This is a genomic window from Sphingobacterium puteale (genome assembly GCF_003627955.1).
Lineage (GTDB): Bacteria > Bacteroidota > Bacteroidia > Sphingobacteriales > Sphingobacteriaceae > Sphingobacterium > Sphingobacterium puteale.
Map to the genome: position 1 here is coordinate 384,998 of NZ_RBWS01000006.1, position 24,441 is coordinate 409,438.

Here is a 24,441-nt window from a genome sequence, read left to right on the forward strand (position 1 = left end):
TGACAGAAGCAAATTAGAGACATTTCTTGCCATCAGAGTTTTCTTATGGCAAGAAATGTTATGCAATGCAAAATTTACGAATCTGACTAAAATTTACAGCAATCCCAACGCATAATTAAGGGTTGGGATTTGTATTAAAATTATTGATTGGAAATCAGCTTTTGTCTGAATTTAACCAAATGACTTTTTGGGTTGATTCATGTTGCATGCCAATAATATCTCGATAGAGATCAGGTCGTCTGGCATTGATATAGCGATGTCCACCTGCTTGTATCAATTTCTCGGGTGTTATTGTTGCTGTGACAAAACTATTTTCAAATGTTCGGCATTCGGCCAAAATATCCCCGAATGGATCTAAAACCATGGAACAGCCATTTTTTAACTGATCATCATCCATACCAATAGGGTTTGAGAAGACTACATATACGGCATTGTCATAAGCGCGTGCCGGCAGCCATTTCATTAGCCAGCTTCGTCCTTTCATTCCGTCAAATTCTAAGCGCAAATTGGTTGGATCGTTTTCTCGGTTTAGCCAGAGCTGGGGATCAACAAAACCTGCTCCGGGTCTGGATGAAGGTGTACACATGGTGACGTGGGGCATAAAGATAATATCGGCACCCAACAATTTTGTTGCTCGCACATTTTCAATGACATTGTTGTCATAACAAATCAAAATACCGCATTTCCAACCCTTAATTTCAAAAACCGTATACTTTTGACCTGGGTTCAAATGCGGATTAATAAAGGGATGTAACTTGCGATGTTTTGCGATAAGACCATTTTTGTCAACACAGATATAAGGTTTAAATAAATTGTCGTTTTCATCCTTTTCAAACAATCCGGCAAAAATGATAATGTTATATTTAGCTGCTATTGCGATCAGTTTTTGGGTACTATCGCCATCAGGAACGAGTTCGGCAATAGCCAGCATCTGCTGCTTATCCAAATTTCTTGCAAAGGTATAACCGGTGACCGAGCATTCGTGAAAGGCAATTACTTCGGCTCCCTGGCTCGCAGCCTCCCTTGCAAGTTGTTCAATAATAGCCAGGTTATAAGCTTTGTCCGCACTTTTATGCTCAAATTGTGCAGTTGCAATTTTTAATTTGTCCATAGTACTGTGAATTATATATAGACAAAGTTATTTGGCGGGCTTTAAATAAAATTGTACAAACCCGACATAGGCTCAGGCCTATCTTTAAATTCCATAAAATTTATGGCCAGTTTTGTTGTGTTGTTCAAATATTCAGAAGGTGTTATACCCGTATATTTTTTAAAGGCTCTAATGAGATGAGACTGATCGAAATATCCACCTTCATAACAGATTGAAGTCAAATCCTTTTCAGCTGGTTTATTGCGAAGCAATTTCAAAAAGGAGTGAAGTTGTATGATATTAACAAATTTTTTTGGACTCATTCCAACCTGTTGGGAAAATATCCTTTCCATATGCCGTTCTGTATAACCACTATAATTGGCCATCTGCTCAACAGTTACCAACCCTTTTTGACGGTTTATGTATTGTAAAACAGCAGAGAGTACCTGCTGGCTTGAGCTTTTGTTTTGAACGACCAAATTATAAAAAAATGTATTTAACGCGTGGACTTTCTCATCTGTCTTTTTTAAATAACCAAGGCTTTCATATAAAGTTACAGCTGGTTTTCCAAACACATCTTGAGTAAGAACAATCTGGTCTTTTAATTCATGAGCCGAAATCCCAAGTAGCTTATGAAGGCCATCGGGCTGGAATACAATAATAATAAAGGAAGTTTGCTTGTTGAGAGCTAGGTCTCGAAAATGACTTATCTGGCCATATAAAAATGAATGGGGTAGATGTTGGCTTTGATTCACGGAAAGAAAACCTTGATCTAAAAGAAATACCATCCCAGTATTGCCGTCTGAAAATAAACGTAGTTTTTTATGTTGATCAACGCTACTTTCTAAAAAAAGATAGTGTTTGATGTAAGGAAATAAAATCTTAGGGGGAAGTATCTGCATAATCAAACTTATGAACTGACTAAGCTCAAATGTACAAAATTCTTATATCTTGATAAATAGCCACCCCATCTTTTCTGCGTGTTCTGCTGCCGAAGAGCTTCATGAACTGGATGATATGCACAATGAATTGGAGGTAACTATACGATCGAATATCAATCCTCGTAGTGGCTCGTTTTTCTGTTGGTAATTAAGTATATTTTTGAAAGACAGTATGATGCTTAAATCAGTTAGGTGACAATTAAATTTATTTGATTCTTTATTAGGTAGTTAATTGGCACAGGATTGTTACATGTGAAAAAAAATCATAAGTTTGTCGCTTTAAAATTTATAATTTCTTCAATTTATGCTTTTCATTTATACGCGTTACGAATATGTTTTAGGAAGCAAAGATATCATTGCGACTTTAAAAAATGACCCGAAACCGCAGCGTTTCAATCTTCATATCATTACACCTGCGACCAAATTTTTAGGGTTTCCAGTAGGAGGTGGCCTAGTAAAAATGTCTCGGTTAGTGAATCAGCAAGGACAGGTTATTCACGCTAGAAACTATTCACCTGAAATAAAAGAAGAGGTAAAAGCATTTAAGAAGACACTAAAAATTCCATATTTCAAACTCTGGAAGGGATATTTGATTATTGCTTCAATAGCAATTGTTGGATCTATCGTCTACGGTATTAAACTCAATTCAGATGGAAAAAAATACCGCAACGAAAAAGAAAATCTTGTTAAAGCAGCACAACAATTGCAAACAGGACAACTTTACGGCGCCAGTTTTTTTACTGATGCAGAAGGAAATAACATCCAAGGATTGCCAGCTGGTTGGGTCAAAATTATAAAAATAGAAGGCGATACTATTTTTGTACAACGTTCTAAAAAAATGTCAGATCGCGCTATGTTTGAAATGAAAGATTTAGAACCCATTAAGCCCATATCCGATGCAGGCTGGAATGACCAGATCGAAAAAATGAATTATCCTTTGTTTAAAGAAGCTGCCAGCAATAAAAACTTAACAGGCATAGATTTATCATATATTGGTGAAGGCCACGATAAATATTCTGGAGTTATTATGTCGTTTAAGGGGGTTGAGTAATTGATTTTGAGAGATCAACAAAAGAAAGAATAAGAAAGAAGAGATCGGAATGACCTTCTTTTGGTGGCCAAAAGTATTTGTGTCCCATAGTTATATTGTTGGAATAGAATCAAACGGTAGCGTTTATGAACTGGACAATGGAGATATTTTTACGATCCGTTCAAGCTCTTAAATCAACCTCTCACAGTATTCAGGAGATCGTGCGGATATCCTAGGCTAATTGCGCTTACTGCATCTAGTTCGCTCAATTCATCAGTTGTCAGATTGATTTCAGCAGCTTTAATATTTTGCTCAAATTGATTGATATTTCGGGTTCCCAGTAGTGGGAACCCCTCCTTTGATAGATTCCACGCAAACGCAATTTGCCCAGGAGTAGCATTGTATCTTTTCGCAATTGATAACAGTACATTAATAATAAGTTTGGTTTTTTCGTCTTCTGTATAGTTAGCAGCAGTCGTATGCGTGATGCGCCCCGCTTCTCCGTTTCTATATTTAGCGGTTAGCAATCCGCCAGCCAGCGGAGAATACATCATCACGCCAAGGCCAAATTCCTTTGCCATCGGGATCAGTTCCCGGTCTGCTGTACGCTGCAATAAATTATACTCAATTTGTAATGCAGTAAGTTTTGTTGAAGCTGTGATAGCCGCTGCTTTCCATGCTGGAAAATTCGTCAGACCTGCATACAATATTTTTCCTTCTCTGATCAGGTCCTGTAGCCCCATGGCTATTTCTTCCAAAGGAGTCACTCCGTCATCGTAATGAGGCATATAAATATCAATGTAGTCTGTCTTCAACCTTTTCAGGCTCTGTTCAACAGCCTGGCGCATGGATTTGCGGTTATTTCCAAAATTGCTGATGGCAGGTTTGGGTTCGCTGCTTCGGGTATATTTTGAACAGATAATAAAATTCGTTCGCTGTCCCTTTATGAAGCTGCCGACTATTTCTTCTGCCTCTCCGAATTGATAAACATCTGATATATCAATAAAATTACCGCCGGCTTTTGCGTAAGCTTTTAATATTTTTTCTGATTCCTGCGGATCTGCACCATAGCCTTTTCTTGTTCCAAAATTGGCGGCTCCCAATATTATTTCACTTGCATAGAGTCCCGTTTCTGATCCAAATAACTTGTATTTCATATTTTTATATTTACTTTGCAACAAAGTTAATGGCCAAAATTGGCTATATCAATTACGGATAAATTTATCTATACACAAGTTAAAGCTTGTTAATATGTATCAGCTATGTACGAAAAAAAGCTTCCAGTTAATTTAGATTGTGGTTTACATCTTTTCCTACTGGTGGTTCAGGGAAAGTGGAAAATAAATCTACTCTGGGCAATACATTCAGGGATTAGACGTCCCGGTGAACTTCAGCGGAAAATCGTCGGTGCTTCAAGACGAGTACTGGATGTACAGCTCAATCAATTGATAGAACATAAGTTAATTAGCAAAAAGGTTTACGACGAGCTTCCGCAAAAAGTAGAATATGAACTTACCCAGTTAGGTGAAAGCCTTATACCCGTCATTGAGGTAACGGCGAGATGGGGTGAGGACCACAGAAATGAACTGGAACAGTTTTTTTAAGGTTTAGCCATCAACGTAATTTGCCATGCCGTTATTATTCAAATAGTATAGTCCAATAGATTTTGTTTTACCGGAATCATCTTGGAATATTGATCAGCTAGTTCCGTGATTACCTCATTTCAGTTTCGGCTACAACAAATTCATTTCTGGCTACATTTATCAGCTCGTCAAGCCAGAACTTTGCTTCATAAATAAAACTCGACATGAAAGTATTTGTTACAGGTGCTACAGGTTTCGTAGGAACAGCTGTGGTGCAGGAATTATTGGAAGCCGGACACGAGGTTCTGGGACTGGCAAGATCAGAAGAATCAGTAAAGAAATTGGTTGAGGTAGGAGCGAAAGCCCACCGTGGCGACCTGACAGATTTTGAAAGCTTAAAGTCAGGAGCCAGACTCTCCGATGCTGTTATCCATCTGGGTTTTGTCCACGATTTTGGGCGTTTTAATGAGATGTGTATGTTAGATGGTGAAGTAATCCGAGCAATTGGAGATGCTCTGATTGGCACCGAAAAGCCTTTTCTTATCACTTCTGGTACTGCATTGTTTTCAAAAGATGGAATTACTACGGAGAAAGACCGCAGCGTAAATCATCCACATCCAAGGATTGCTACCGAAAATGCAGCGGACGATCAAGTTGCTAGAGGCGTAAATGTTGCGGTTATCAGATTATCTCCTGCTGTACATGGTGAAGGCGATAAGATAGGTTTTGTTCCATTGTTTATCAAAATAGCAAAGGAAAAGGGGGTGTCAGCCGTCATCAACGATGGAATTAACCACTGGCCGGCTGTTCACCGTTTGGATGCCGCAAAGCTTTACCGTTTGGCGCTAGAAAAATCTTTTGAAAAAGGAACCAGATATCATGCTGTGGCTGAAGAGGGCATTCAGCTTAAAAAGGTGGCCGCCGAACTTGCTGAACGTCTCCGTATACCTTTAGCTTCCTTAAGCCCTCAAGATGCTGAACAGCACTTCTCCTGGTTTACACATTTTGCAAAGCTGGACAATCTAAGCTCCAGTGTGCAGACGAGGAAAGCGTTGGGCTGGAGCCCGGTTCATCCAACTTTACTGGAAGATTTAAAAGGTTCGTATTACTTTTCTGAGCATCAATAATTTGTATTTTTGTACTTGTATAAATTAAAATTCGTAAAATCATGTCAGATAACAAACCGATAAGGTTGAAGACCATTTCCGAATTTCATAAGCTGCGTGGATTGCCGGCACCGAAGCACCCACTGATTAGCGTGATCAATTTTGACGATATGACCGAGCACACTAAGGTAGGAAAACAAAGTCTGTTGTTTGATTTTTATATGATTTCGGTAAAACGGAATATGGACCACAAGTACAGGTATGGGCAGAAAGATTATGATTTTGACGAAGGTGTGATGTTTTTTATGGCACCACATCAGGTATTAAGTGTTATACGTGAAGAACAAGGAAAGAATCCTTCCGGATGGATGTTAATGATCCATCCGGACTTTCTTTGGAACACATCGCTTTCCACTTCGATCAAAAGATATGAATTTTTTGATTATTCGGTTAATGAAGCGCTATTCCTATCAGAAGACGAGGAAATAAAAATACTGCATATCATCGAAAATATCAAGCAGGAATATCAGAGCAATATTGACCCGTTCAGCCAAAATATTATCATTTCTCAATTGGAGACCCTATTTAATTATTCCCAACGTTTCTATCAACGTCAGTTTATCACGCGTAAAAAAGCTAGCCATCAGTTTTTGGAAAAGCTGGAGATCTTTCTTAATGAGTATTTTGAAGGAAAACTGACTATGGAGAATGGATTGCCCACGGTACGGCTGCTATCTGAGAAACTAAACATGTCAACACAATATATGCGGGGGCTGCTCAAGTCGGTGACAGGACAAACCACCCAGCAGATCATCCACGAGAAAGTGATCGAAAAAGCTAAAGAGCGGCTTTCCACAACTGACCTTACCATAGGTGAGATCGCTTATGAACTGGGCTTTGAACATTCACAGTCATTCAATAAACTGTTTAAAGCCAAGACCAATATTTCTCCTAGGGAATTTCGTAAATCATTTAACTGATAATTTGGGTCTAATCTTATGACCCTTAAATCAGTCCCTGGCTTCCTTAAGTTGAACCGGACGCTAATTCCGCCATGCTTCTCTCTTGAATTCTCGATACTTTTCATCAATGAAAGAATATGGCTATTTCACTACATATTAAGTATTACTTTTGGCACTATCCATGAAGTTAGAGCTGTTAGTCCCTGTTAAAGCCTCTTTGCCAAAAACTTTTTTGAATTCGTAATCGGTAGTGATACCAATAATTCTTCCTGTTTCCCAATTTTGATTAAGTCAATAAAAGATTTACTGTTTATATCCCAAATGGAAAGTAGTTGAGCGATCGATTCTTGCTGAAAAATATGGGAATTACTATAGTAATGACGATGTAAAGACGTAAATTTGTGTAGCATCAATAAAATTTAAGTTATGATATTTTTAGGAGTTTTAGTCTTTTTTGGACTTGTCACATTATTTGCATCTTTTTTTACTGTAAAACAAGAAACAGCCGCTGTGGTCGAACGATTAGGCAAGTTTTTGAAAGTAAGCCACGCCGGTTTGCATTTGAAAATTCCTTTTTTGGATCAGATTGCCAAACGTCTGAATCTCAGAATACAGCAATTGGACGTCATCATCGATACCAAAACGTTGGATAATGTTTTCATAAAGATAAAAGTTTCTGTTCAGTATCAAGTAATCAGAGAAAATGTAAAAGACGCCTATTATCGGCTGGAAAATCCTGAAAACCAGATTACATCTTATGTTTTTGATGTTGTGCGTGCGGAAGTCCCGAAAACAAAATTAGATGATGTCTTTGTACGAAAAGATGATATTGCAAACGCTGTAAAAAGTGAATTACAGGAGGCCATGCAAAGTTATGGTTATAATATTATCAAAGCTTTAGTGACAGATATTGATCCCGATGAACAGGTAAAACACGCCATGAACAGGATTAACGCTGCAGAACGTGAAAAAACGGCTGCGGAGTATGAATCTGAAGCGCAAAGAATACGAATTGTTGCTGTGGCGAAGGCCGAGGCAGAATCCAAAAAACTTCAGGGGCAGGGGATAGCAGACCAACGGAGAGAGATTGCCAAAGGATTGGAGGAATCGGTAAAAATGCTGAATGCTGCTAATATCAACGCTCAGGAAGCCTCTGCTCTAATCGTGGTTACTCAACATTATGACACGTTGAATGCCATTGGAGCCAATAGCCGGAGCAATTTGGTGTTGTTGCCCAACTCACCAACGGCGGCAAGCTCCATGTTGAATGATTTGGTTGTTTCTATGGCAGCAGCACAAAAAATCAATGAAGACAGCAACGCCCAATCGTTCGACCCCTCAAAGAATAGAGGAGGTCAGGAATAAATAACTGCTAAACTTAGGCTCCGGATCAGGTGGTAAACCATGGGCAGGAAAGGTAAATAAAAAGAGCCCAAAGTACGCCTGATTGAGATCAGCTGTAGGGTGGATATATGATTTTGAAAACGATAAAATTAAGATTAAGCAGATATTACTTATTTTAGCCTGGTGCTTACCTATGGCTTGTAATTCGCAGATGCAGCAAGATGCTAAGCTCATCGGCAAGTGGAAAGGCTTGCTGAAGGAAACAGGAACAGGCGACCCTGTCGAAAAGATTATTCTTGAATTTACAGAAGATGGAAAATTTATTCAGTATCTAGGAGAAAATAAAATGCAGAATAAGATAGAATTCACTTATCGAGTTCGCAATAATAAATTAGTCACCGTGGAAAATGAAACCAAAGACGAGACAGAGGGGACATATTCTGTGAAGAATGATACATTAACGATTCTGTATGAAGGTGTAGAGAATAGGTATGTAAAATTCAAATAAGGGCTCTACTTACTTTCCACTTTGTTTGCATAAGTAACTTTGGATAAGTACCAACGATTACAAACCGTTCGTTGTTTTGCAAAAAATTATCGATCTTCCTATTCGCAAAGCAGAGGGAGCCCTTGGCAAATATCTCGATGGGTGTTATTCTCTCTACAGGGAAGAACCGTGGTACGATTCACATTTAAGGGACTGGGGCTATATTGATTATTACCAAAGTAAAAGAGTTTGCAATTAATTAAACGTCCCAAATCACTATCAGGTGTTACGTTTCAGTAGTGGTTATACCAAACTTTTGTTTGTAAGTATAATAAAAGTGTGATAAGTTTTCAAAACCTAAATCCAGATAGAAATCTGTTGGTTTCTGTTTTTTGTACTTGATCAAATAATAAGCTTCATCTAAACGCTTCGCTAGTAACCACTGTTTCGGTGTCGTTTCAAAGGTTTTAGTAAAATCTCTCTTAAATCCTGAAAGGCTTCTCCCCGTAAGTTTTGCGAAAGATGCTACCGATACATTGAACATATAATTTTGATTCATAAATTCTTCTAAATCCATTTTGTATGGTTCTGAAAAATCGAATAAAATTTGTTTGAAATCAGGGTTGCATTGAAGTAATAATTCGATCGCTTCCCTGATTTTTAAATTTGACAAACTGGGTGTTGCTTCTTTTTCCCTATTGATATATGGAGCTAATGAAATGAAATAATTATACAGAAAATCATCAGGTTCAAAAAATAATTTTGGTTTGCCCATGTATTTTTTGTCAACTACAATTTTGTTCTCTAAGGCATATTGTCGCAATGTTTCCTTGTCCAACGCAATCGACAAAAATTGATATTTCCCAGATTTAGAAGGATATTTTATCGTTCTTATTAATTGGTTTTTCCGGACCAATACAATTGAATTTTCAGGAATTATTGTATTTCCATCAGCGTGAAAAGCGTGTGTTTCTCCTGATAATTGATATCCTAAAAAATGTTCGGGAATAAACTCTTCATTGCCTCTGTGCTTTTCAAAAACACAGGAGTAGACCAACTTATCAAAAATGATTTCACGCTTTGCTTCCATACTACAATTATATTAAATTTTAATTGAGCTTAGAAGCTCCCGCAAGTGCAATTTCTTTATCCTGTTCTGGCGAACCACCTGAAGATGCAATTGCTCCAATGATATTTCCATCTTTATTTTTTATCACGACGCCTCCTGCGATGGTTAGAAGCCCGCCATTGGAATTCAACATTCCGTTTCCATGGATATCGGCTCCAGAGACGATTGTTCCCATAATGTCACTATCGACACCAAACATGACAGCGGTTTTGGCTTTTCTTACAGCAAATTCTATTACACCAAAAACACTATCCAGTCTTGCAAAAGTAACCAGATGTCCACCAGTATCTACTACTGCAATGCTTACCGGAACCTTTAGTGCCCTCGCTTGTTCTACGGAAGCATTTAATGCTTCTATTGCTTCGTTATAGGTAATATTCATTTTTCTAGCTTTTTGCTGTCCATGCCTCTACTTGCAATTGTTTTACAAAATCCTCTGTTTCTTTCGGATGTACATTTCTGAAGTTTGAATTTTCATCCAAAGCTACATCAACTATACATTCTGCCATTGATTGCGGGTCTAACTGATTTGCCAAGGCTTCCGCAGTACCATCGAATGCGGATAAAGGAGTAAAATTGGTTTCAGGACTGTACCAACGAGAAATGGTATCTACACCCCGGTCGTTGAAACCAGTTCCAAAAATACCGGGGTTACACGTTGCTATTTTGATGTTGAAAGCAGCTAATTCTGTTCTCAAACCTTCCGCTATCGAACCCATCGCATGTTTGGAAGCACAATAAGCGGCGACGTAAGGTACAGTCCATAATTCGCCCATCGAGGTTGTGAATACAATTTTACCAGCTCTTTTCTCGTTAATAAATTTCTTGATGAAACCTTGTGCCAATTGCAATCCACCAAAAACATTTACGTCGAACATCGAACGAATTAATTCTATGGGTTGCTCTGCAATTGGGCCTCCTTCCATAATTCCAGCATTGCTGATCAAAATATCGATGTCGTATTTTTGAGTAATGTAAGCGATGTCTGTCGCGTTTGTTACATCCAACTTATCTACAATCATTTCCACTTTTTGCTCTTTAGCTTCTCTTATCAAGTCGCTCATCTGCGGATAAATTTGCGTCGTAGCAATTATCTGATGTCCTTTTTTTGCTAAATCAAAAGCGACGATTTTTCCAAAACCGCTAGCAGCTCCCGTAATCAAAATTCTTTTGCTCATATTTTAAATATTAAAAGTTATAGTGCAAAATTGAGCCAATTAACTTTATTATTAATTCGTGAGAAGTTCAAAAATATATTGTTGAAAAGTTCAAATGCAAAATATGCAACGGGTTCATATTCGTTTAACACAAAAGTTCCGGTGTAAACAGTTCGTTTAATCAACTGATTTTATCCATATCTTTCAGTTCTTTGAAAGCACCAATATTGACTGGGGCTTTTTATCCAATGGCTTCCTAAATTTATGGATACATATAATAAAAACATTTATAAAGAAGTGGCTGGTTAACATGCATCAGTTTAACGCTCATTTTTTTAAAACTGGAATGAGTCATGTAAAACAGTCGTAATTAATTAATATGCAAGATAATATATTAATATTGTGTGCTAAAATGTTCTGTCAGAACTCTGCCAAAAGTCGTATATTTAATCAAGATTTATACAAAATGAAAAAGAGAAAAGTGCCTTCAAATGCAAAAGAGCAGCTTTTTACAGTTGTCTTCGTTCGGCGGAAAGGGAGGGATTCGAATTGATGCAAGAACTGGATTCCTGTTGGACAGAGGTAAATTTGAGGATATTAAATTTCTGTAATTTCTACATGTACAAACCAAAAAATGCCGATGTAAAGTAAAAGAATAGATAATGAGTGAAGTAGTAATAAGAACGATAGTTGAAGAAGAATGCCTTCCACATTCACCAAAAATCAATGCCAAAGTCAGGGCATATATTTGGCAGTATATATACGAGGAAATATTGGTTCCAAAGAAAATAATGGCTGATAATAAGTATAATTACAGGCTAACCTTGGATTTAGTGAAATTTGATCCGGAGCAGCATAAATTTTTCACAGATTCTCCTTTTAATACAGAAGTAAACAAATTTAGGCCAGAGCCGAAATTTAATACACAAGGTAACCTTAAATTTTCCTCGATTGGTGTCGTTTCCAAGCTAATAGATAATGATACATCACCCGAAGATTATGCGAAGATCATTTATGATGCATTCGGTTCTTTTCTCGTATTGATCTCGAAAAAAATAACTAAAGAGGAATTAGATAGGATAAAGCCCGGATTAGATTATGATTATATAAATAGCTTTAGTTATCCGGCAACTAAAGATGATTGTGATTTTTTTATTGTATAATGTATTAAAAACCTAACCACGGTACAAATTTGTAACATTAATTAATTTCACCGCTAAAAATGATACTAACTTTCGTTCTATTATGTTGCAGAGGAAGGGATTCTGACCTTTTGGGGTAAACCTGCTCCCAGAGTGTATTTTATAGGACTAAAAACAAAAACGCCACGAATAGTGATTATTCGTGGCGTTTGTATCATTTAGCGGAAAGGGAGGGATTCGAACCCTCGATACAGTCATCCCGTATACAGTCTTTCCAGGACTGCTCATTCGACCACTCTGACACCTTTCCGTGTTTCAGTGCACAAATGTAGTAATTTTTTGCTTTATTGCAATACCATATAGCTTTTTTTAAGAACGATTTTTCCTATGCTATTGATCATAAGTGTATTGTTTTTATATTTTTTTGAATAAAACATATTTCTTATTTTTCAGTATGACAAATACTTATTTAAACATAAAAAAGAATATTTTGGACGTTGCCCTCGAACGAACAAATGACCGGATCGCAATGATCGAATCCGCATTGGAAACAGCCAGGGATTCGAGCAATGACGATACGAAAAGTAGCGCTGGAGATAAGTATGAAACCTCAAGAGAAATGATCCAGCAAGATATCAATCGGTATCAAGGGCAGCTTATTGAAGCAAATAAAGATTTACTACAGCTCACGAATATTACATCAGTGGTGGGGGATAAAACTGATTTTGTTAAATTGGGAAGCCTTGTCAAAACAAATGTGGGACTTTATTTTATCGCCACAAGTATTGGGGCAATAAAAATCGGGGACAATAATGTTTTTGTCATTTCAGCGGCATCACCTATAGGTCAGTTGCTCCTTGGTAGAAGAGTAGGAGAGAGTTTTCTGTTTAACAGGTTAAATCAGTCCATACTGGAGCTCTATTAATTGCCAAAAAAGAAGAAAGTTAAACAATATGTCCTCCTAATTGTTTTCACTATGAACGAAAATAAAACGATACGCATGAGATTAAACAGATTACTTTTGATATTTTCATTCGGTGTTTTACCTTTTGTTCACTCTTGCCGCTCACCAGAATCCGATGATAAGCTAAAGTCAAAAATTGAAGAAGCTTTAATAGATAACGAGGGCATAGCAGTGGATGTAGAAGAGGGTAATGTTACATTGAACGGGCAATTAGGATCGGATTCATTAAAGCAAGTGGTTGAAGATAAAACAAAGACTGCGGGTGGTGAAAATATTAAATCCATCCACAACAATATCATGGTCAACCTTCCTGAACCTGAAGATGCGCGTGAAAAATATCATGAAATAGTTGAGGGAGCTGTCGATTCCACGATTACTAGAGATGTCAATCGGGTACTGGAAGATTTTCCGACCATTACAGCACAGGTAAAGGACGGAATTATTATTGTAACAGGTAACATTGAAAAAACACGAATGGATTCCCTAAAGAAAAGATTGGACCATATTAAGCCTAAAGGTATTGATATGAAAGGAGTGACCAGTCGATAGTTTTCGTAGTGCAATGGAAATATAAATAGTAAAAGCTACGCATCAACAGATGGGTAGCTTTTACTATTTATGCATATGTTTATTTACCCCTAATTTAAACATTTTCCATCAAATCCCGAATAGCTACTGAGGCAATAGCACCTCCAAATGCTGCGGGTAGATAGGACATTGTTCCATAGGCTGACTTTTTAAAATTACTCCCATCGGTATATAGTAAGGAGCTTTTATCCGGAAGCTCAGTTGAAAAGGCAACTTTAACACCTTCACGGATACCATGTTTACGCAACTTCTTACGAATATGTTGAGCCAGTTTGCAATTATAGGACTTGCTAATATCTGCGATCTCAATTTTTGTCGGATCAACCTTACCACCTGCGCCCATTGAACTTACAAATGGCATTTTTGCATCCAGTGCCAGTCTGATGAAGAATAACTTCGGTGTAATACTGTCGATGGCTTCTACACAATAGTCGGGCGCCATCTCCAATAAAGCCGGAATTTTTTCAGGGATAATAAAGTCTTGGATCACGGTCAATTCCAATTCTGGATTAATAGCTAAAAGACGCTGTCTCATAATTTCAGCTTTTGCTTCACCATGGTTCGTTGCAAGAGCCGGCAGCTGTCTATTTCTGTTGGAGGGGTCTACGGTATCACCATCTATTATGGTCATTTTACCGACCCCCGCACGGCAGATAAATTCAGCCGCAAAGGAACCCACACCGCCTAGGCCCAGAACCATCACGTGTGAATTCGCTAATTTTTCCAAAGCTGTCCTACCGACCAGTGCCTCGGTGCGTGACAGCCAACTTAAATCTTTCATTTTTTTAATACAAACTTATAATTATGATATAATGCCTGCTTTAGCATCTCTACTGGAATAGATCGGGCTTGGGCGACATATTGATATAGGGTAGCAACTTCTGTTGCTGTATAGGTATCTGTTTCCAAAAATAAATGTGTAAGGGGAATATTTCTTACGACTTCGTCCTGGCTGCCATCCAAACAATGGACACCGATCGAAAGGTAATACCCTTTATGCATAAGCTGTTTGGCCAAAGTCCAATTCTTGCGATAGCCATGGAAGATAACCGGTAAATGAAATTTAGCTTTTACCAAAGATGCTAAGACTTCCTGAAAGGCACGGACACAGTGAATAATCAGCGGCTTTTGAAAAGTAATGGCCAATAGAATCTGTTGCTCAAAAACCCGTTGCTGTTTCTCAAAAGGAATAGCGCTATTTTTGTCCAGACCACATTCGCCTAATGCCACAACATTCGTCCTTTGTATCATTGTTCGCATCAATTCTAATGCTTTTTCGGTATTTTTGTTGATGTACCATGGATGCAAGCCGATAGAGCAGTCTCCCTCAACGGTAGTCTCATTATTGTTCAATGCTATATTTATAATAGATCGGTTGAAACCGTCCTGTATAATATCAAGCCGATGCGTATGTATGTCGATATAAGGAACCTGCATTGTCAAAGGACAAAGGTCGAAAAAATAGTTGAAGCAAAAAATATTCTCTACAAATTTAGTATAGTTTTATTGCTCCAACTTGCTGTTGAGTGCCTGCAAGATTGCGGAAGCCTTTAAAAGACATTCCTGATATTCTTGCTCCGCCAATGCTTGATTGGTAAGGGCCCCGCCGGTATGAAAGGATAGGTATTTTTTGCGTTGATTGTACAGAATGGAACGGATTACGACATTAAAATCAAATTCATCACGAATAGTATCAAAATAGCCTACCGAACCTGCGTAAATCCCTCTTTTGGAGCCTTCAATCTGATCACAAATGCGCATGGCAGCAATTTTGGGCGCACCCGTCATCGAGCCAGCGGGAAATGTATGTCTAAAGACGTCCATATTGGACACGTTGGGATCCTGTATGCAGCTGATTGTCGATATCATTTGATGTACTTGTTTAAAAGACTGGATTTCAAACAGACGTGTGGCTTCAACTGTTCCGGGAAGGGCACTTCGCGTTAAATCATTACGGACAAGATCCACAATCATTACATTTTCGGCGATCTCCTTTTGTGATTGGAGCATACGACTGACAATCTCTTGATCCTCGTATGCTGTAACACCTCTTTTAGCAGTGCCTTTAATGGGCTGAGAAATCAGTTTACCTTGTCTTTTCGCCAAAAAACGTTCTGGAGAAGCGCTCATAATAAAATGATGGCCAACTTTAAAAAAGTTGCTGAATGGAGTAGGTGAAACGGTATTCAATTTTAGATAGACCGCAATAGGGTTAATGTCTACATTTTCGGCGAAGAACTCCTGACAGAGATTTACCTCGTATATATCACCACGTTGGATGTGTTGCTGCACTTTATTAAAGGCATCAAAGTATTCTGCTTTTGTCCACCTTGAGTGTATCTTTATCTCTGGGTTGGTATTTATCTGTGGGATTACTGTGTCGCAGATAGACTGATACACCGCAACTGGATTATCGGCTTGGATGTGAACCTGATTAGCGGCCCATCTGACCGTAATGGTTGGAACAAAAAAATAGGCAGCTGGAAATCCGAGCTTATCAGTAGCGCTCGTATGTAAATTTTCGATCTCATTCTTAAGATCATAGGATAGAAATCCCGGAATAAACTCGCATTGATGTTTGACTAGGAATTGCTGCAATTGATCCAATACATCATCATCTGCACAAAATGAATGCAAGGCCTTCACCGCCAATACACTCTCAAATCTTCCCCATTCGTCAGGCGCTCCGTTGCTATTAAAGAAAGAAATTTCATCAAATTGCCCCGACCAATGCAGGGCTTTTTGATGAAATTTATCTTTAGAATCGAGAAGATCAAAACTTTCGATCCGCATATTTTACTTTGATAAAGCTAGTGTTTGTTTACGATCCGGACCTACCGATAGAATCGTGATAGGAACTTCGAGAGCTTTCTCCAAATAAGAAATATAGTTACTTAATGCCTCAGGAATCTCAGCCTCAGATGTGATACCTGTCAAATCTTGTTTCCACCCTTGGATTTCTTCCAAGATTGGTTCTGCCTGATGTGTGATAATCTCGTACGGCATATAATCAATCACTTCGCCATTATAGTTATAATGTGTACATGCGTAGATCTTGTCAAAAGTATCCAACACATCAGCTTTCATCATGATAAGGTCCGTTACACCATTGAGCATAATTGCATATTTCAGTGCTGGAATATCAATCCATCCTGTACGGCGTGCACGTCCCGTTGTAGCGCCGAATTCATGACCCAATTGACGTAGTTTTTCTCCTGTTTCATCATGAAGTTCGGTAGGGAAGGGACCTCCACCCACACGTGTTGCATAGGCTTTAAAAATGCCGTATACTTTACCGATTTTGTTTGGTGCGATACCAAGACCTGTACAAGCTCCAGCAGTTGTCGTGTTGGATGAAGTCACAAAAGGGTAAGAACCGAAATCCACATCCAAAAGAGTCCCTTGGGCACCTTCAGCCAATACACGTTTGCCTTCTTTCAGATATTGATTGACCAAATGCTCTGAATCAACATGCGGAATGGTTTTAATGAATTCAATCGCAGCCAGGAATGCTTGCTCTTTTTCACTGAAATCAGGAATTTCACCATAGTGAGAAAGAATGTTCAAGTGCTTTTCTTTCAACTTCTGGTAACGCTCCTGAAAGTCGGGAAGTGTCGTATCACCTACACGTAAGCCATTTCTACCCGTTTTGTCCATATAGGTCGGACCGATACCCTTCAATGTAGATCCGATCTTGCCGGCGCCCATTTTCGATTCCGAAGCAGCGTCCAATAATTGGTGTGTCGGCAAAATAAGGTGTGCTTTGCGTGCTAATACCAAATTGCCTTTACCCACCGGATCAAAACCAGCTGTTTTAAGATTGTCTAATTCTCTTTTTAGGATAATCGGATCGATAACGACACCATTACCAATAAGATTTAGTGTACCTTCATTGAAGATACCAGACGGAATTGTGTTGAGCACGAATTTTTTGTTATCAAATTCCAACGTGTGTCCGGCGTTAGGGCCGCCTTGGAAACGAGCGATTAAATCGTATTTTGGACAAAATACGTCTACGATTTTACCTTTACCCTCGTCACCCCATTGTAAGCCCAAAAGCACATCAACTTGCATAGCTTTTAAAGTATAGTAATTAAAATGTTATTAATAAAAATAGACTCATTAAAAAAATAAAAATGTTCAGGAATTTTTCTCCTGAACATTCCTGAACAAATGTACTATTATATTTAACAAAAATATAAGATTAATTTGAAATAGCTTCCTGAGCTACGGTTTCTTCTTTTTTATTTTTTTCTTGACAATCTTGACATACACCGTATAAATTTAAAGAATGGTGCTTGATGTCAAACTTCAATAAATCCCCCATGAGGCTTTGAATCTGGTTGATACGTGGGTCGCAAAATTCAACAACCTTATTGCATTCTATACAAATCACGTGGTCGTGCTGCTTGAAGCCATAGGATTTTTCAAATTGAGCCATATTACGGCCAAACTGGTGTTTGGTAACCAAGTCACAAGAAACCAAAAGTTCGAGGGTATTATAAACTGTCGCACGGCTGACACGGTATTTTTTGTTCTTCATATGGATATACAAAGACTCAACATCAAAGTGATCAGTACGTGAATAAATCTCTTCCAAGATAGCATAACGCTCCGGAGTTTTTCTTAGATTTTTATTTTCTAAGTATGCTTCAAAGATTTTTTTTACAGTTGCAAAATTTTCAGCTTGATTCATAGTAAAAATATTCTTGTACAAATTTACCAATTTAGATTGACATTTGATAGTATTTCTAAATTGTGATATTCATTTGATTAATTTTCGGACTCATACCGATTGACTCCTGTTATTCCCCGCACTTGTTTAAGGTTTTTCATCAAACTCTCCAATTGTTCGGTATCATTGACATACACCATAATATTTCCATCAAAAATACCATCGTTACTCGATATGGCTAGGGAACGTATGTTGACCGCAAATTCTTGGGAAATAACCGTAGTAAGCTTATTGACCAACCCGACGTCATCGATACCGACAATATGGAGGCCGGTCAGAAATGCAGAGTCTTTCGTCGATGCCCAACGGGCCTTCAAAATACGGTACCCGTAATTCGCCATCAATTTGGATGCATTGGGGCAACTGGTGCGGTGAATCTTGATGCCATCATTGACCGTCAGAAAACCGAAGATGTCGTCGCCGGGAATTGGATTGCAACAAGGCGCTAGGGTATAGTCAACTTTTTGCATGTCATCACCGATCAGAATAGTGTCAAACTCCTTTTTATTGATTTTTTCAACTAAACCGCCAATATGACTGTTGAACTGATTGCCCGAAGAAGATCCTGCATTGATTTCAACTGCTTTTTCATGGGCTACGTACTCCCGCAATTGCTTGATATCAACAATGCCTTTGGCCACGTTATAAAAGAGATCCTGAGAACTTGGATACTTCAGATAATTAGCAATTTTGTTGATATTATCCGTATTGTAGGTCACTTTCAAAGACTTCAATTTACGCTCGAGAATCTCCTTTCCATCTTCTGCGACCCGTCGTTTTTCTTCTTTGAGGGAAGATCTGATTTTTGATTTTGCTTTTGCGGTAACGACAAAATTGAGCCAGTCTTCTTTTGGCGACTGTTTGCTGGAGGTGATAATCTCGACTTGATCACCATTTTGCAGCACGTGGCTAAGTGGAACCAATTTATGGTTTACTTTGGCCCCGATACAACTTGCGCCGATATCGGAGTGGATCTCAAAAGCAAAATCCAATGCAGTTGCATTGTTTGGTAATTGGATTAAGGTGCCTTTGGGTGTGAAGATAAAAATTTCATCCGAGAATAGGTTCATCTTGAAATCATCCACAAAATCCATGGCATTCTGATCAGGGCTGCTGAGTACATCACGTACCTTTTTGATCCATTGATCCAATCCTGAATCGGAATTGGATTCTTTGTATTTCCAGTGTGCCGCAAATCCTTTTTCTGCAATTTCATTCATCCGTCTGGTCCGAATCTGCACTTCTACCCATTGCCCCTTGGGACCCATTACCGTTGTATGCAAAGATTCGTAGCCATTTCCTTTGGGCGAAGAGATCCAGTCGCGCAAACGGTCCGGGTTGGGACGATATAAATCCGTTACAATGGAGTATACTTTCCAACATTCGGTTTTTTCCTTTTCATCCACTGCGTCGATGACGATACGAATAGCAAATAGATCATATACTTCTTCAAATGGAATCGACTTTTTGCGCATTTTGTTCCAAATCGAATGAATCGACTTGGGCCTTCCAAATACAGCGGCTTTAACTCCTTGTTCTTCTAAAATCTCTTTAATAGGACCGATAAAATCACCAATGAATTTCTCCCGCTCGGCCTTCTTTTCATTCAGTTTTCGAGCAATAAATTTATAGGTGTCCGGATCAGTAAATTTCATGGACAAGTCTTCCAATTCGGATTTGATCGCGTACAAACCCAAACGATGCGCCAATGGAGCATAAAGATAACTGGTCTCTGAGGCAATCTTCAACTGCTTATCTCTTGCCATAAATTCCATCGTCCGCATATTGTGCAGCCTATCCGCCAATTTGATAAGGATAACGCGTACGTCATCGGCAAGCGTTAGCAACATTTTACGAAAGTTCTCGGCCTGCATCGAACTATTGGGGTCAAATATTCCGGAAATTTTTGTCAATCCATCGATAATTCGACGAACTTTTTTTCCAAACATTTCCTCAATTTCGTCCAAGGTTACATTGGTGTCCTCAACAACATCATGGAGCAAAGCACATACAATGGAGGTTGTCCCTAAACCAATTTCCTCGGCGGCAATCTGCGCTACCGCAATCGGATGATAAATATAAGGTTCTCCTGATTTGCGGCGCATCTCCTTGTGGCTATCCAAGGCCAAATCAAAAGCTTTACGAATCTCTTGTTTGTCCCCCCGCTGCAAAGTAGGCTTACAGGCACGCAATAATGCACGGTAACGTTTTCTTATCTCTTTGTTTTCTGCTTCAATATCAATCACATAATCTTTCATAAACGTTGCAGGTAAATGATGTTTTTTTGAGTATTTTTGTTTAATTTAGTTAATGTATTTTGAATACAATTATCAAGCTAACTTATTTTGTAATAAATTTACCAAAATATAATAGCATTGACAAATTAAAAGAGTTATATAGTCGTTCAGATGAAGACAACAGTATGGTTTTTGTTTTTTCTTCTTGGGACTTTGTCAGGCGTGGCACAGGCTCAGTCTCTTGTTCTTCCTTTATACGGTGAAGGGGCCCAGGAGACAGTGACTGATTATATGACAACAACGCTACCTTCGGGTGAGATATTGCCTTGGTTTCCCATTCCTGAAGTGGTTATTGTCAGGAAAAGAGTCTGGTCAAGCGAGGAAGCCCGAAGGGAATATTTACGTTTTAGAAGAAATGTATTGAAAGTGCTTCCTTATGCCATTTATGCTCAAAAAAGATACGACCAACTGGACCGGGACCTGGCTATGACATCCAATAAAAAAGAACATGAAACTCTGGTGGAGAGATGTGAAAACGATGTGAAACAAATGTTTAATCGTGAAATTAAAAATATGACCATTTCTCAGGGGAAAATCCTAATAAAGCTGATCGATCGCTATACCGGACACACGAGCTATGAAATGGTAAAGGAAATGAAAGGTGGGGTCTCCGCATTTTTTTACCAGGGAGTTGCCAAAATTTTTGGGCATAATTTAAAATCAGCATATGATCCAAAAGAGGATTTCGAAATCGAAAATATCATCCGTGAATTTGAACGGTCGAGGCCCAAGCCGGTGATGTAAGCCCCTTATATACTCGTATATATAAGTCACGAAGATACTTTAACTAGGATCGGGTTCGTTATGTAATACCTAAATTAAGACAATATGAAAACGATATATGACTTTGATGCTTTGCAATTCAATGGAACCATGAAATCTCTCGGAGATTTTGAAGGAAAAGTTTTGTTGGTCGTGAATACAGCGAGTCAGTGTCTATTCACAAGACAGTTTAAATCGCTCGAAAAACTTTACCAAAAGTATAAAGAAAGGGGATTTGAGGTACTGGCATTTCCGTCCAATAACTTTCGGAACCAAGAACCTCTGACTGGCAGTACATTGGAGACATTCTGTAGAATAAACCAGCAGGTTAGTTTCCCGGTTTTTAAACGCAGCCATGTCATCGGCACTTACACAACAGCATTGTATAGCTTCCTGTCAAATAAAGCAGAAAACGGACATATAAATAGCAAGCCCTCTTGGAACTTTCATAAATACTTGATCAACAGGCAGGGGGAAGTCGTGGATTTCTATTATCCTACAACTTCGCCATTGTCAGGTAAAATTTGTCGTAATATCGAACGACTTTTGGAGGAGTAACCCACAAACTTCCTACCTTTGGCCTCGGTTCCATACCAATAAGACCTGTATGTGCCGGCTGTCTTCAAGATATGCCAGCAATATGGAGTAGTGAATTGTAACATACTGATCTTTGCCGATATTGGAAGCCATAAACGAAAAAGAAAATATAAATATGCTAAAACTAGATTTACTTGTCATTGCCGTGCATCCCGATGACGCAGAATTGGGTGCAGGCGGAGTAATGGCAAAATATGTTGCCGAAGGAAAAAAAGTAGGAATTGTAGACTTAACTCAGGGTGAACTCGGTACACGAGGTACTGCGGAGACCAGAGCACAGGAGGCAAAAGATGCAGCAGCAATTCTCGGACTGGCAGCGCGTGAAAATCTCGGTTTGAGAGACGGTTTTTTTGAAAATGCCATCGAGGAAAAAATGGCCATTATAAGTGCCATAAGGAAATACCAGCCAGAAATCGTTATTACCAACGCAATTACTGACCGTCATCCGGATCATGGCAGGGCAGGGCAGCTTGTGAATGAAGCCTGCTTCCTTTCGGGGTTAAGAAAGGTGGAAACCAGAGATCAAAATAATCATATCCAGGAAGCCTTCCGTCCGCGTCTAGTGTTGCAATTTGTGCAGGATTATTACATCAAACCCGATGTAGTCATTGATATTACGGACTACTATGCCATGAAGGAAAAATCAATCCTGGCCTATAAAACACAGTTCTATACAGGCGAAAATATCAATCCTGATGAACCGCAAACGTATATCTCCAATCCGGATTTTATGAAATCTACCGCTGCCAGAGCAAGGGAATTTGGCCGTTACATCCAGGTTAAGTATGCTGAAGGATTTACATCAAAAAAAATATTGGGCGTTGATGATTTATTTGATCTAAGATAGCGCGAAGTTGCAATAAAAGATAAAAGCTTAAAAGCCGAGGATTTTATGACACATAGAATCTTCGGCTTTTTTTGTAAACGGCAGGCGATCTATCAGGAGATAAAACCTTTTACATATTGTTTTGTGATTTCATGCTGTGGATTTAACAGCACTTGCTCAGTGGGACCAAATTCAAGGATTTCACCACCATAGACAAAAATGATATAATCAGATACCCTTCGGGCTTGTCGTAAAATGTGTGTCACCAGAACAATGGTATAATCCTGCTTTAGTTCGATGAGTAGCTCTTCAATTTTTGCTGTGGATAGCGGGTCCAATGCAGAAGTTGATTCATCGCCAAGTATAATTTCGGGTTCTACAGCAAGCCCCCGCGCTAAGCAGAGCCGTTGTTGCTGTCCAATCGAAAGGCCGCTCGCGGAATGCCCCAAACGGTCCTTAACCTCATCCCATAGGGCTACATTTCGTAATTGTGTCTCGACAATCTTGTCCAGTTCTTTTTTATTTTTCGTACCATGTATACGCGGACCATAAGCTACGTTGTCGTAGATGGACATCGGCAATGGATAGGGTTTTTGGGATAAAAGCCCCATTTTTTTACGGATATGCGTTACTTCGGCATTTTTTCCATAAATATCCTCACCGTTTACAAGCACAGATCCTGTTATTTCAACACCTTTTGTGTCGTCGACCAAGCGATTCAGGGTTTTCAGCAATGTGGTCTTGCCACAGCCTGAAGGTCCGATAATGGAGGTTACGCTATTGTTCGGCAAGGCAAGATTAATATTCTTTAAAATATGTCTCCCATCGATATATACATTGAGATCCTTGATCTGAATGTGAGGATCAGTCAAAGGACTGTTTAACGACGATTCTTTTGTTTCGATTGAAGGATATGCGTGCATACTACGATAATTAAAATGATGATAGTTAAAACCAGGGCCGAAGCATATGCTCGTCCCTGTACCTCAGGAATTGGACTGCTTAACTGAAAAAATATAGCCAAGGGAAGTGTCGCTGCTGGTTCGTCAATATATTTAGGCAAATTGTCACTGAACCCCGTTGTCAATAATACGCCTGCGACATCACCTATTGCTCTTCCGAATGCTAATAGAATGGCTGTCAATAATCCGGCGCGGATACTCCGCAACATAACCTTTGCAAGCTCCCAGCGTGTTGTACCAAGGGAAAGCGTGACATTTTTCAGATCTTCAGGAATCGTTTTGATCAGCTCATCTACGGTACGTACCACAATTGGGATCGTCAATAGTGTGACGGTAATGATACCACCCAATAGTGAAGCTCTTATACCAAAATAGACCATAATTCCAAAACCGACAGCACCATACACAATCGATGGCACTCCATATAGCACATCAAACAACAACTTCGAAAACTGTGTTACTTTGGATTTTGTACCCAAATAAATATTTAGGTAAAGTGATATCGGGATACCAATAAAAGCCGATAGGACAGTCGCTACTCCTGCTAGATAGAGTGAGCCTAATATAGCGTTTAAGATTCCACCTTCTTTGCCGATGTAAAACCCGCCTTTCGGAGGTTGACTGACCATCTCCCAATTGAGATAGGGAAGCCCCTTATAGAGAATCGTACCTACAATAAAAAACAGGGAAGCAGTTACTGTGATTCCAGATAGATGCATGAAACCCTTCGCAATTTTTT

The 24,441-nt window shown here is 39.0% G+C and carries 26 protein-coding genes and 1 tRNA gene; 12 read left to right on the forward strand and 15 right to left on the reverse strand.

Going from position 1 to position 24,441, the window contains the following annotated elements:
• Positions 1-154: 154 nt before the first annotated feature.
• Positions 155-1,111 (reverse strand): nitrilase family protein, encoded by a 957-nt coding sequence (locus D7322_RS08995; protein ID WP_121123376.1) that lies wholly within the window; start codon positions 1,109-1,111, stop codon positions 155-157.
• 41 nt (positions 1,112-1,152) lie between these two features.
• Positions 1,153-1,992, reverse strand: a complete 840-nt coding sequence (locus tag D7322_RS09000; protein WP_121123378.1) for a helix-turn-helix transcriptional regulator — start codon at positions 1,990-1,992, stop codon at positions 1,153-1,155.
• A 343-nt stretch (positions 1,993-2,335) separates the two neighbouring features.
• On the opposite strand from D7322_RS09000, the gene D7322_RS09005 reads away from it, so the two are divergent.
• Positions 2,336-3,082 carry a hypothetical protein gene (locus D7322_RS09005; RefSeq protein WP_121123380.1) on the forward strand — a complete coding sequence of 249 codons (747 nt, stop codon included), beginning with the start codon at positions 2,336-2,338 and terminating at the stop codon, positions 3,080-3,082.
• A 173-nt stretch (positions 3,083-3,255) separates the two neighbouring features.
• Here the strand turns inward: D7322_RS09005 and D7322_RS09010 are convergent, their stop codons facing one another.
• The gene (locus D7322_RS09010; protein ID WP_121123382.1) at positions 3,256-4,218 is read right to left on the reverse strand and encodes an aldo/keto reductase; all 963 of its coding nucleotides are present in this window, start codon (positions 4,216-4,218) and stop codon (positions 3,256-3,258) included.
• Positions 4,219-4,323: 105 nt separating this feature from the next.
• Here D7322_RS09010 and D7322_RS09015 point away from each other — a divergent pair, with 105 nt between their 5' ends.
• The 5 genes from D7322_RS09015 to D7322_RS09040 all read left to right on the forward strand — a co-directional run bounded on the left by D7322_RS09015 (position 4,324) and on the right by D7322_RS09040 (position 8,564).
• Positions 4,324-4,665 (forward strand): winged helix-turn-helix transcriptional regulator, encoded by a 342-nt coding sequence (locus tag D7322_RS09015; RefSeq protein WP_121123384.1) that lies wholly within the window; start codon positions 4,324-4,326, stop codon positions 4,663-4,665.
• Positions 4,666-4,868: 203 nt separating this feature from the next.
• On the forward strand, positions 4,869-5,771 hold the full coding sequence (locus D7322_RS09020) for an SDR family oxidoreductase (protein ID WP_121123385.1): 903 nt from the start codon (positions 4,869-4,871) through the stop codon (positions 5,769-5,771).
• A 41-nt stretch (positions 5,772-5,812) separates the two neighbouring features.
• A complete protein-coding gene (locus D7322_RS09025; RefSeq protein WP_121123387.1) occupies positions 5,813-6,730 on the forward strand; it encodes a helix-turn-helix domain-containing protein in 918 nt (305 codons plus the stop codon).
• Between the two features lie 408 nt (positions 6,731-7,138).
• Positions 7,139-8,077, forward strand: coding sequence for an SPFH domain-containing protein (locus D7322_RS09035; protein ID WP_121123391.1), 939 nt, complete (start codon positions 7,139-7,141; stop codon positions 8,075-8,077).
• A gap of 82 nt (positions 8,078-8,159) precedes the next feature.
• On the forward strand, positions 8,160-8,564 hold the full coding sequence (locus tag D7322_RS09040; protein WP_147430345.1) for a hypothetical protein: 405 nt from the start codon (positions 8,160-8,162) through the stop codon (positions 8,562-8,564).
• Between the two features lie 265 nt (positions 8,565-8,829).
• Here the strand turns inward: D7322_RS09040 and D7322_RS09045 are convergent, their stop codons facing one another.
• Genes D7322_RS09045 through D7322_RS09055 form a run of 3 tightly spaced genes read right to left on the reverse strand, consistent with a single transcriptional unit; the run spans position 8,830 to position 10,850 of the window.
• Positions 8,830-9,633, reverse strand: coding sequence for a helix-turn-helix domain-containing protein (locus tag D7322_RS09045; protein ID WP_121123395.1), 804 nt, complete (start codon positions 9,631-9,633; stop codon positions 8,830-8,832).
• A gap of 19 nt (positions 9,634-9,652) precedes the next feature.
• On the reverse strand, positions 9,653-10,054 hold the full coding sequence (locus D7322_RS09050; protein ID WP_121123397.1) for a GlcG/HbpS family heme-binding protein: 402 nt from the start codon (positions 10,052-10,054) through the stop codon (positions 9,653-9,655).
• Positions 10,055-10,058: 4 nt separating this feature from the next.
• Positions 10,059-10,850, reverse strand: coding sequence for an SDR family oxidoreductase (locus tag D7322_RS09055; protein ID WP_121123399.1), 792 nt, complete (start codon positions 10,848-10,850; stop codon positions 10,059-10,061).
• Positions 10,851-11,491: 641 nt separating this feature from the next.
• Between D7322_RS09055 and D7322_RS09060 the strand changes: the two genes are divergently transcribed.
• Positions 11,492-11,992, forward strand: a complete 501-nt coding sequence (locus tag D7322_RS09060; RefSeq protein ID WP_147430346.1) for a hypothetical protein — start codon at positions 11,492-11,494, stop codon at positions 11,990-11,992.
• A gap of 201 nt (positions 11,993-12,193) precedes the next feature.
• On the opposite strand, the gene D7322_RS28440 is transcribed toward D7322_RS09060, so the two are convergent.
• Positions 12,194-12,281: transfer RNA gene (locus D7322_RS28440), tRNA-Ser, on the reverse strand.
• Between the two features lie 144 nt (positions 12,282-12,425).
• On the opposite strand from D7322_RS28440, the gene D7322_RS09065 reads away from it, so the two are divergent.
• Both D7322_RS09065 and D7322_RS09070 read left to right on the forward strand, forming a co-directional pair.
• Positions 12,426-12,896 carry a GreA/GreB family elongation factor gene (locus D7322_RS09065; RefSeq protein WP_121123403.1) on the forward strand — a complete coding sequence of 157 codons (471 nt, stop codon included), beginning with the start codon at positions 12,426-12,428 and terminating at the stop codon, positions 12,894-12,896.
• A gap of 75 nt (positions 12,897-12,971) precedes the next feature.
• The gene (locus D7322_RS09070; protein ID WP_183078654.1) at positions 12,972-13,484 is read left to right on the forward strand and encodes a BON domain-containing protein; all 513 of its coding nucleotides are present in this window, start codon (positions 12,972-12,974) and stop codon (positions 13,482-13,484) included.
• Positions 13,485-13,578: 94 nt separating this feature from the next.
• Here the strand turns inward: D7322_RS09070 and D7322_RS09075 are convergent, their stop codons facing one another.
• The 6 genes from D7322_RS09075 to D7322_RS09100 all read right to left on the reverse strand — a co-directional run bounded on the left by D7322_RS09075 (position 13,579) and on the right by D7322_RS09100 (position 20,516).
• Entirely contained in the window at positions 13,579-14,304 is a 726-nt protein-coding gene (locus tag D7322_RS09075; protein WP_108634298.1) for a tRNA threonylcarbamoyladenosine dehydratase, read from the reverse strand.
• Positions 14,301-14,960: a TatD family hydrolase gene (locus D7322_RS09080; protein ID WP_121123407.1), complete on the reverse strand. Its 660-nt coding sequence runs from the start codon at positions 14,958-14,960 to the stop codon at positions 14,301-14,303. The genes D7322_RS09075 and D7322_RS09080 overlap by 4 nt, the downstream gene beginning before the upstream one ends.
• A 66-nt stretch (positions 14,961-15,026) precedes the next feature.
• Entirely contained in the window at positions 15,027-16,316 is a 1,290-nt protein-coding gene (locus D7322_RS09085; protein WP_121123409.1) for an anthranilate synthase component I family protein, read from the reverse strand.
• Positions 16,317-16,319: 3 nt separating this feature from the next.
• The gene (locus tag D7322_RS09090; protein ID WP_104381933.1) at positions 16,320-17,597 is read right to left on the reverse strand and encodes an adenylosuccinate synthase; all 1,278 of its coding nucleotides are present in this window, start codon (positions 17,595-17,597) and stop codon (positions 16,320-16,322) included.
• Positions 17,598-17,727: 130 nt separating this feature from the next.
• Positions 17,728-18,219, reverse strand: coding sequence for a Fur family transcriptional regulator (locus D7322_RS09095; RefSeq protein ID WP_104381932.1), 492 nt, complete (start codon positions 18,217-18,219; stop codon positions 17,728-17,730).
• A gap of 77 nt (positions 18,220-18,296) precedes the next feature.
• Positions 18,297-20,516, reverse strand: coding sequence for a RelA/SpoT family protein (locus tag D7322_RS09100; protein WP_121123411.1), 2,220 nt, complete (start codon positions 20,514-20,516; stop codon positions 18,297-18,299).
• 150 nt (positions 20,517-20,666) lie between these two features.
• Here D7322_RS09100 and D7322_RS09105 point away from each other — a divergent pair, with 150 nt between their 5' ends.
• The 3 genes from D7322_RS09105 to bshB1 all read left to right on the forward strand — a co-directional run bounded on the left by D7322_RS09105 (position 20,667) and on the right by bshB1 (position 22,761).
• Entirely contained in the window at positions 20,667-21,299 is a 633-nt protein-coding gene (locus D7322_RS09105; RefSeq protein ID WP_121123413.1) for a DUF4294 domain-containing protein, read from the forward strand.
• 84 nt (positions 21,300-21,383) lie between these two features.
• Positions 21,384-21,875, forward strand: a complete 492-nt coding sequence (locus tag D7322_RS09110) for a glutathione peroxidase (RefSeq protein WP_108634293.1) — start codon at positions 21,384-21,386, stop codon at positions 21,873-21,875.
• Positions 21,876-22,029: 154 nt separating this feature from the next.
• Positions 22,030-22,761, forward strand: coding sequence for a bacillithiol biosynthesis deacetylase BshB1 (bshB1, locus tag D7322_RS09115; RefSeq protein WP_121123514.1), 732 nt, complete (start codon positions 22,030-22,032; stop codon positions 22,759-22,761).
• 92 nt (positions 22,762-22,853) lie between these two features.
• On the opposite strand, the gene D7322_RS09120 is transcribed toward bshB1, so the two are convergent.
• Both D7322_RS09120 and D7322_RS09125 read right to left on the reverse strand, forming a co-directional pair.
• On the reverse strand, positions 22,854-23,663 hold the full coding sequence (locus D7322_RS09120) for a phosphate ABC transporter ATP-binding protein (RefSeq protein WP_121123415.1): 810 nt from the start codon (positions 23,661-23,663) through the stop codon (positions 22,854-22,856).
• On the reverse strand, positions 23,621-24,421 hold the full coding sequence (locus D7322_RS09125) for a PstA family ABC transporter permease (RefSeq protein WP_245971295.1): 801 nt from the start codon (positions 24,419-24,421) through the stop codon (positions 23,621-23,623). Before D7322_RS09125 ends, D7322_RS09120 begins: the two co-directional genes overlap by 43 nt.
• Between the last annotated feature and the right edge of the window lie 20 nt (positions 24,422-24,441).

Coding starts and splice junctions, on each gene's coding strand:
- D7322_RS09105 (WP_121123413.1), top strand. CDS start 20,667: ATGAAGACAACAGTATGGTTTTTGTTTTTTCTTCTTGGGACTTTGTCA.
- D7322_RS09050 (WP_121123397.1), bottom strand. CDS start 10,054: ATGAATATTACCTATAACGAAGCAATAGAAGCATTAAATGCTTCCGTA.
- D7322_RS09000 (WP_121123378.1), bottom strand. CDS start 1,992: ATGCAGATACTTCCCCCTAAGATTTTATTTCCTTACATCAAACACTAT.
- D7322_RS09125 (WP_245971295.1), bottom strand. CDS start 24,421: ATGCATCTATCTGGAATCACAGTAACTGCTTCCCTGTTTTTTATTGTA.
- bshB1 (WP_121123514.1), top strand. CDS start 22,030: ATGCTAAAACTAGATTTACTTGTCATTGCCGTGCATCCCGATGACGCA.
- D7322_RS09120 (WP_121123415.1), bottom strand. CDS start 23,663: ATGCACGCATATCCTTCAATCGAAACAAAAGAATCGTCGTTAAACAGT.
- D7322_RS09090 (WP_104381933.1), bottom strand. CDS start 17,597: ATGCAAGTTGATGTGCTTTTGGGCTTACAATGGGGTGACGAGGGTAAA.
- D7322_RS09080 (WP_121123407.1), bottom strand. CDS start 14,960: ATGCAGGTTCCTTATATCGACATACATACGCATCGGCTTGATATTATA.
- D7322_RS09100 (WP_121123411.1), bottom strand. CDS start 20,516: ATGAAAGATTATGTGATTGATATTGAAGCAGAAAACAAAGAGATAAGA.
- D7322_RS09060 (WP_147430346.1), top strand. CDS start 11,492: ATGAGTGAAGTAGTAATAAGAACGATAGTTGAAGAAGAATGCCTTCCA.
- D7322_RS09065 (WP_121123403.1), top strand. CDS start 12,426: ATGACAAATACTTATTTAAACATAAAAAAGAATATTTTGGACGTTGCC.
- D7322_RS09020 (WP_121123385.1), top strand. CDS start 4,869: ATGAAAGTATTTGTTACAGGTGCTACAGGTTTCGTAGGAACAGCTGTG.
- D7322_RS09055 (WP_121123399.1), bottom strand. CDS start 10,850: ATGAGCAAAAGAATTTTGATTACGGGAGCTGCTAGCGGTTTTGGAAAA.
- D7322_RS09075 (WP_108634298.1), bottom strand. CDS start 14,304: ATGAAAGATTTAAGTTGGCTGTCACGCACCGAGGCACTGGTCGGTAGG.
- D7322_RS09070 (WP_183078654.1), top strand. CDS start 12,972: ATGAGATTAAACAGATTACTTTTGATATTTTCATTCGGTGTTTTACCT.
- D7322_RS09005 (WP_121123380.1), top strand. CDS start 2,336: ATGCTTTTCATTTATACGCGTTACGAATATGTTTTAGGAAGCAAAGAT.
- D7322_RS09010 (WP_121123382.1), bottom strand. CDS start 4,218: ATGAAATACAAGTTATTTGGATCAGAAACGGGACTCTATGCAAGTGAA.
- D7322_RS09095 (WP_104381932.1), bottom strand. CDS start 18,219: ATGAATCAAGCTGAAAATTTTGCAACTGTAAAAAAAATCTTTGAAGCA.
- D7322_RS09045 (WP_121123395.1), bottom strand. CDS start 9,633: ATGGAAGCAAAGCGTGAAATCATTTTTGATAAGTTGGTCTACTCCTGT.
- D7322_RS09015 (WP_121123384.1), top strand. CDS start 4,324: ATGTACGAAAAAAAGCTTCCAGTTAATTTAGATTGTGGTTTACATCTT.
- D7322_RS09025 (WP_121123387.1), top strand. CDS start 5,813: ATGTCAGATAACAAACCGATAAGGTTGAAGACCATTTCCGAATTTCAT.
- D7322_RS09110 (WP_108634293.1), top strand. CDS start 21,384: ATGAAAACGATATATGACTTTGATGCTTTGCAATTCAATGGAACCATG.
- D7322_RS08995 (WP_121123376.1), bottom strand. CDS start 1,111: ATGGACAAATTAAAAATTGCAACTGCACAATTTGAGCATAAAAGTGCG.
- D7322_RS09085 (WP_121123409.1), bottom strand. CDS start 16,316: ATGCGGATCGAAAGTTTTGATCTTCTCGATTCTAAAGATAAATTTCAT.
- D7322_RS09035 (WP_121123391.1), top strand. CDS start 7,139: ATGATATTTTTAGGAGTTTTAGTCTTTTTTGGACTTGTCACATTATTT.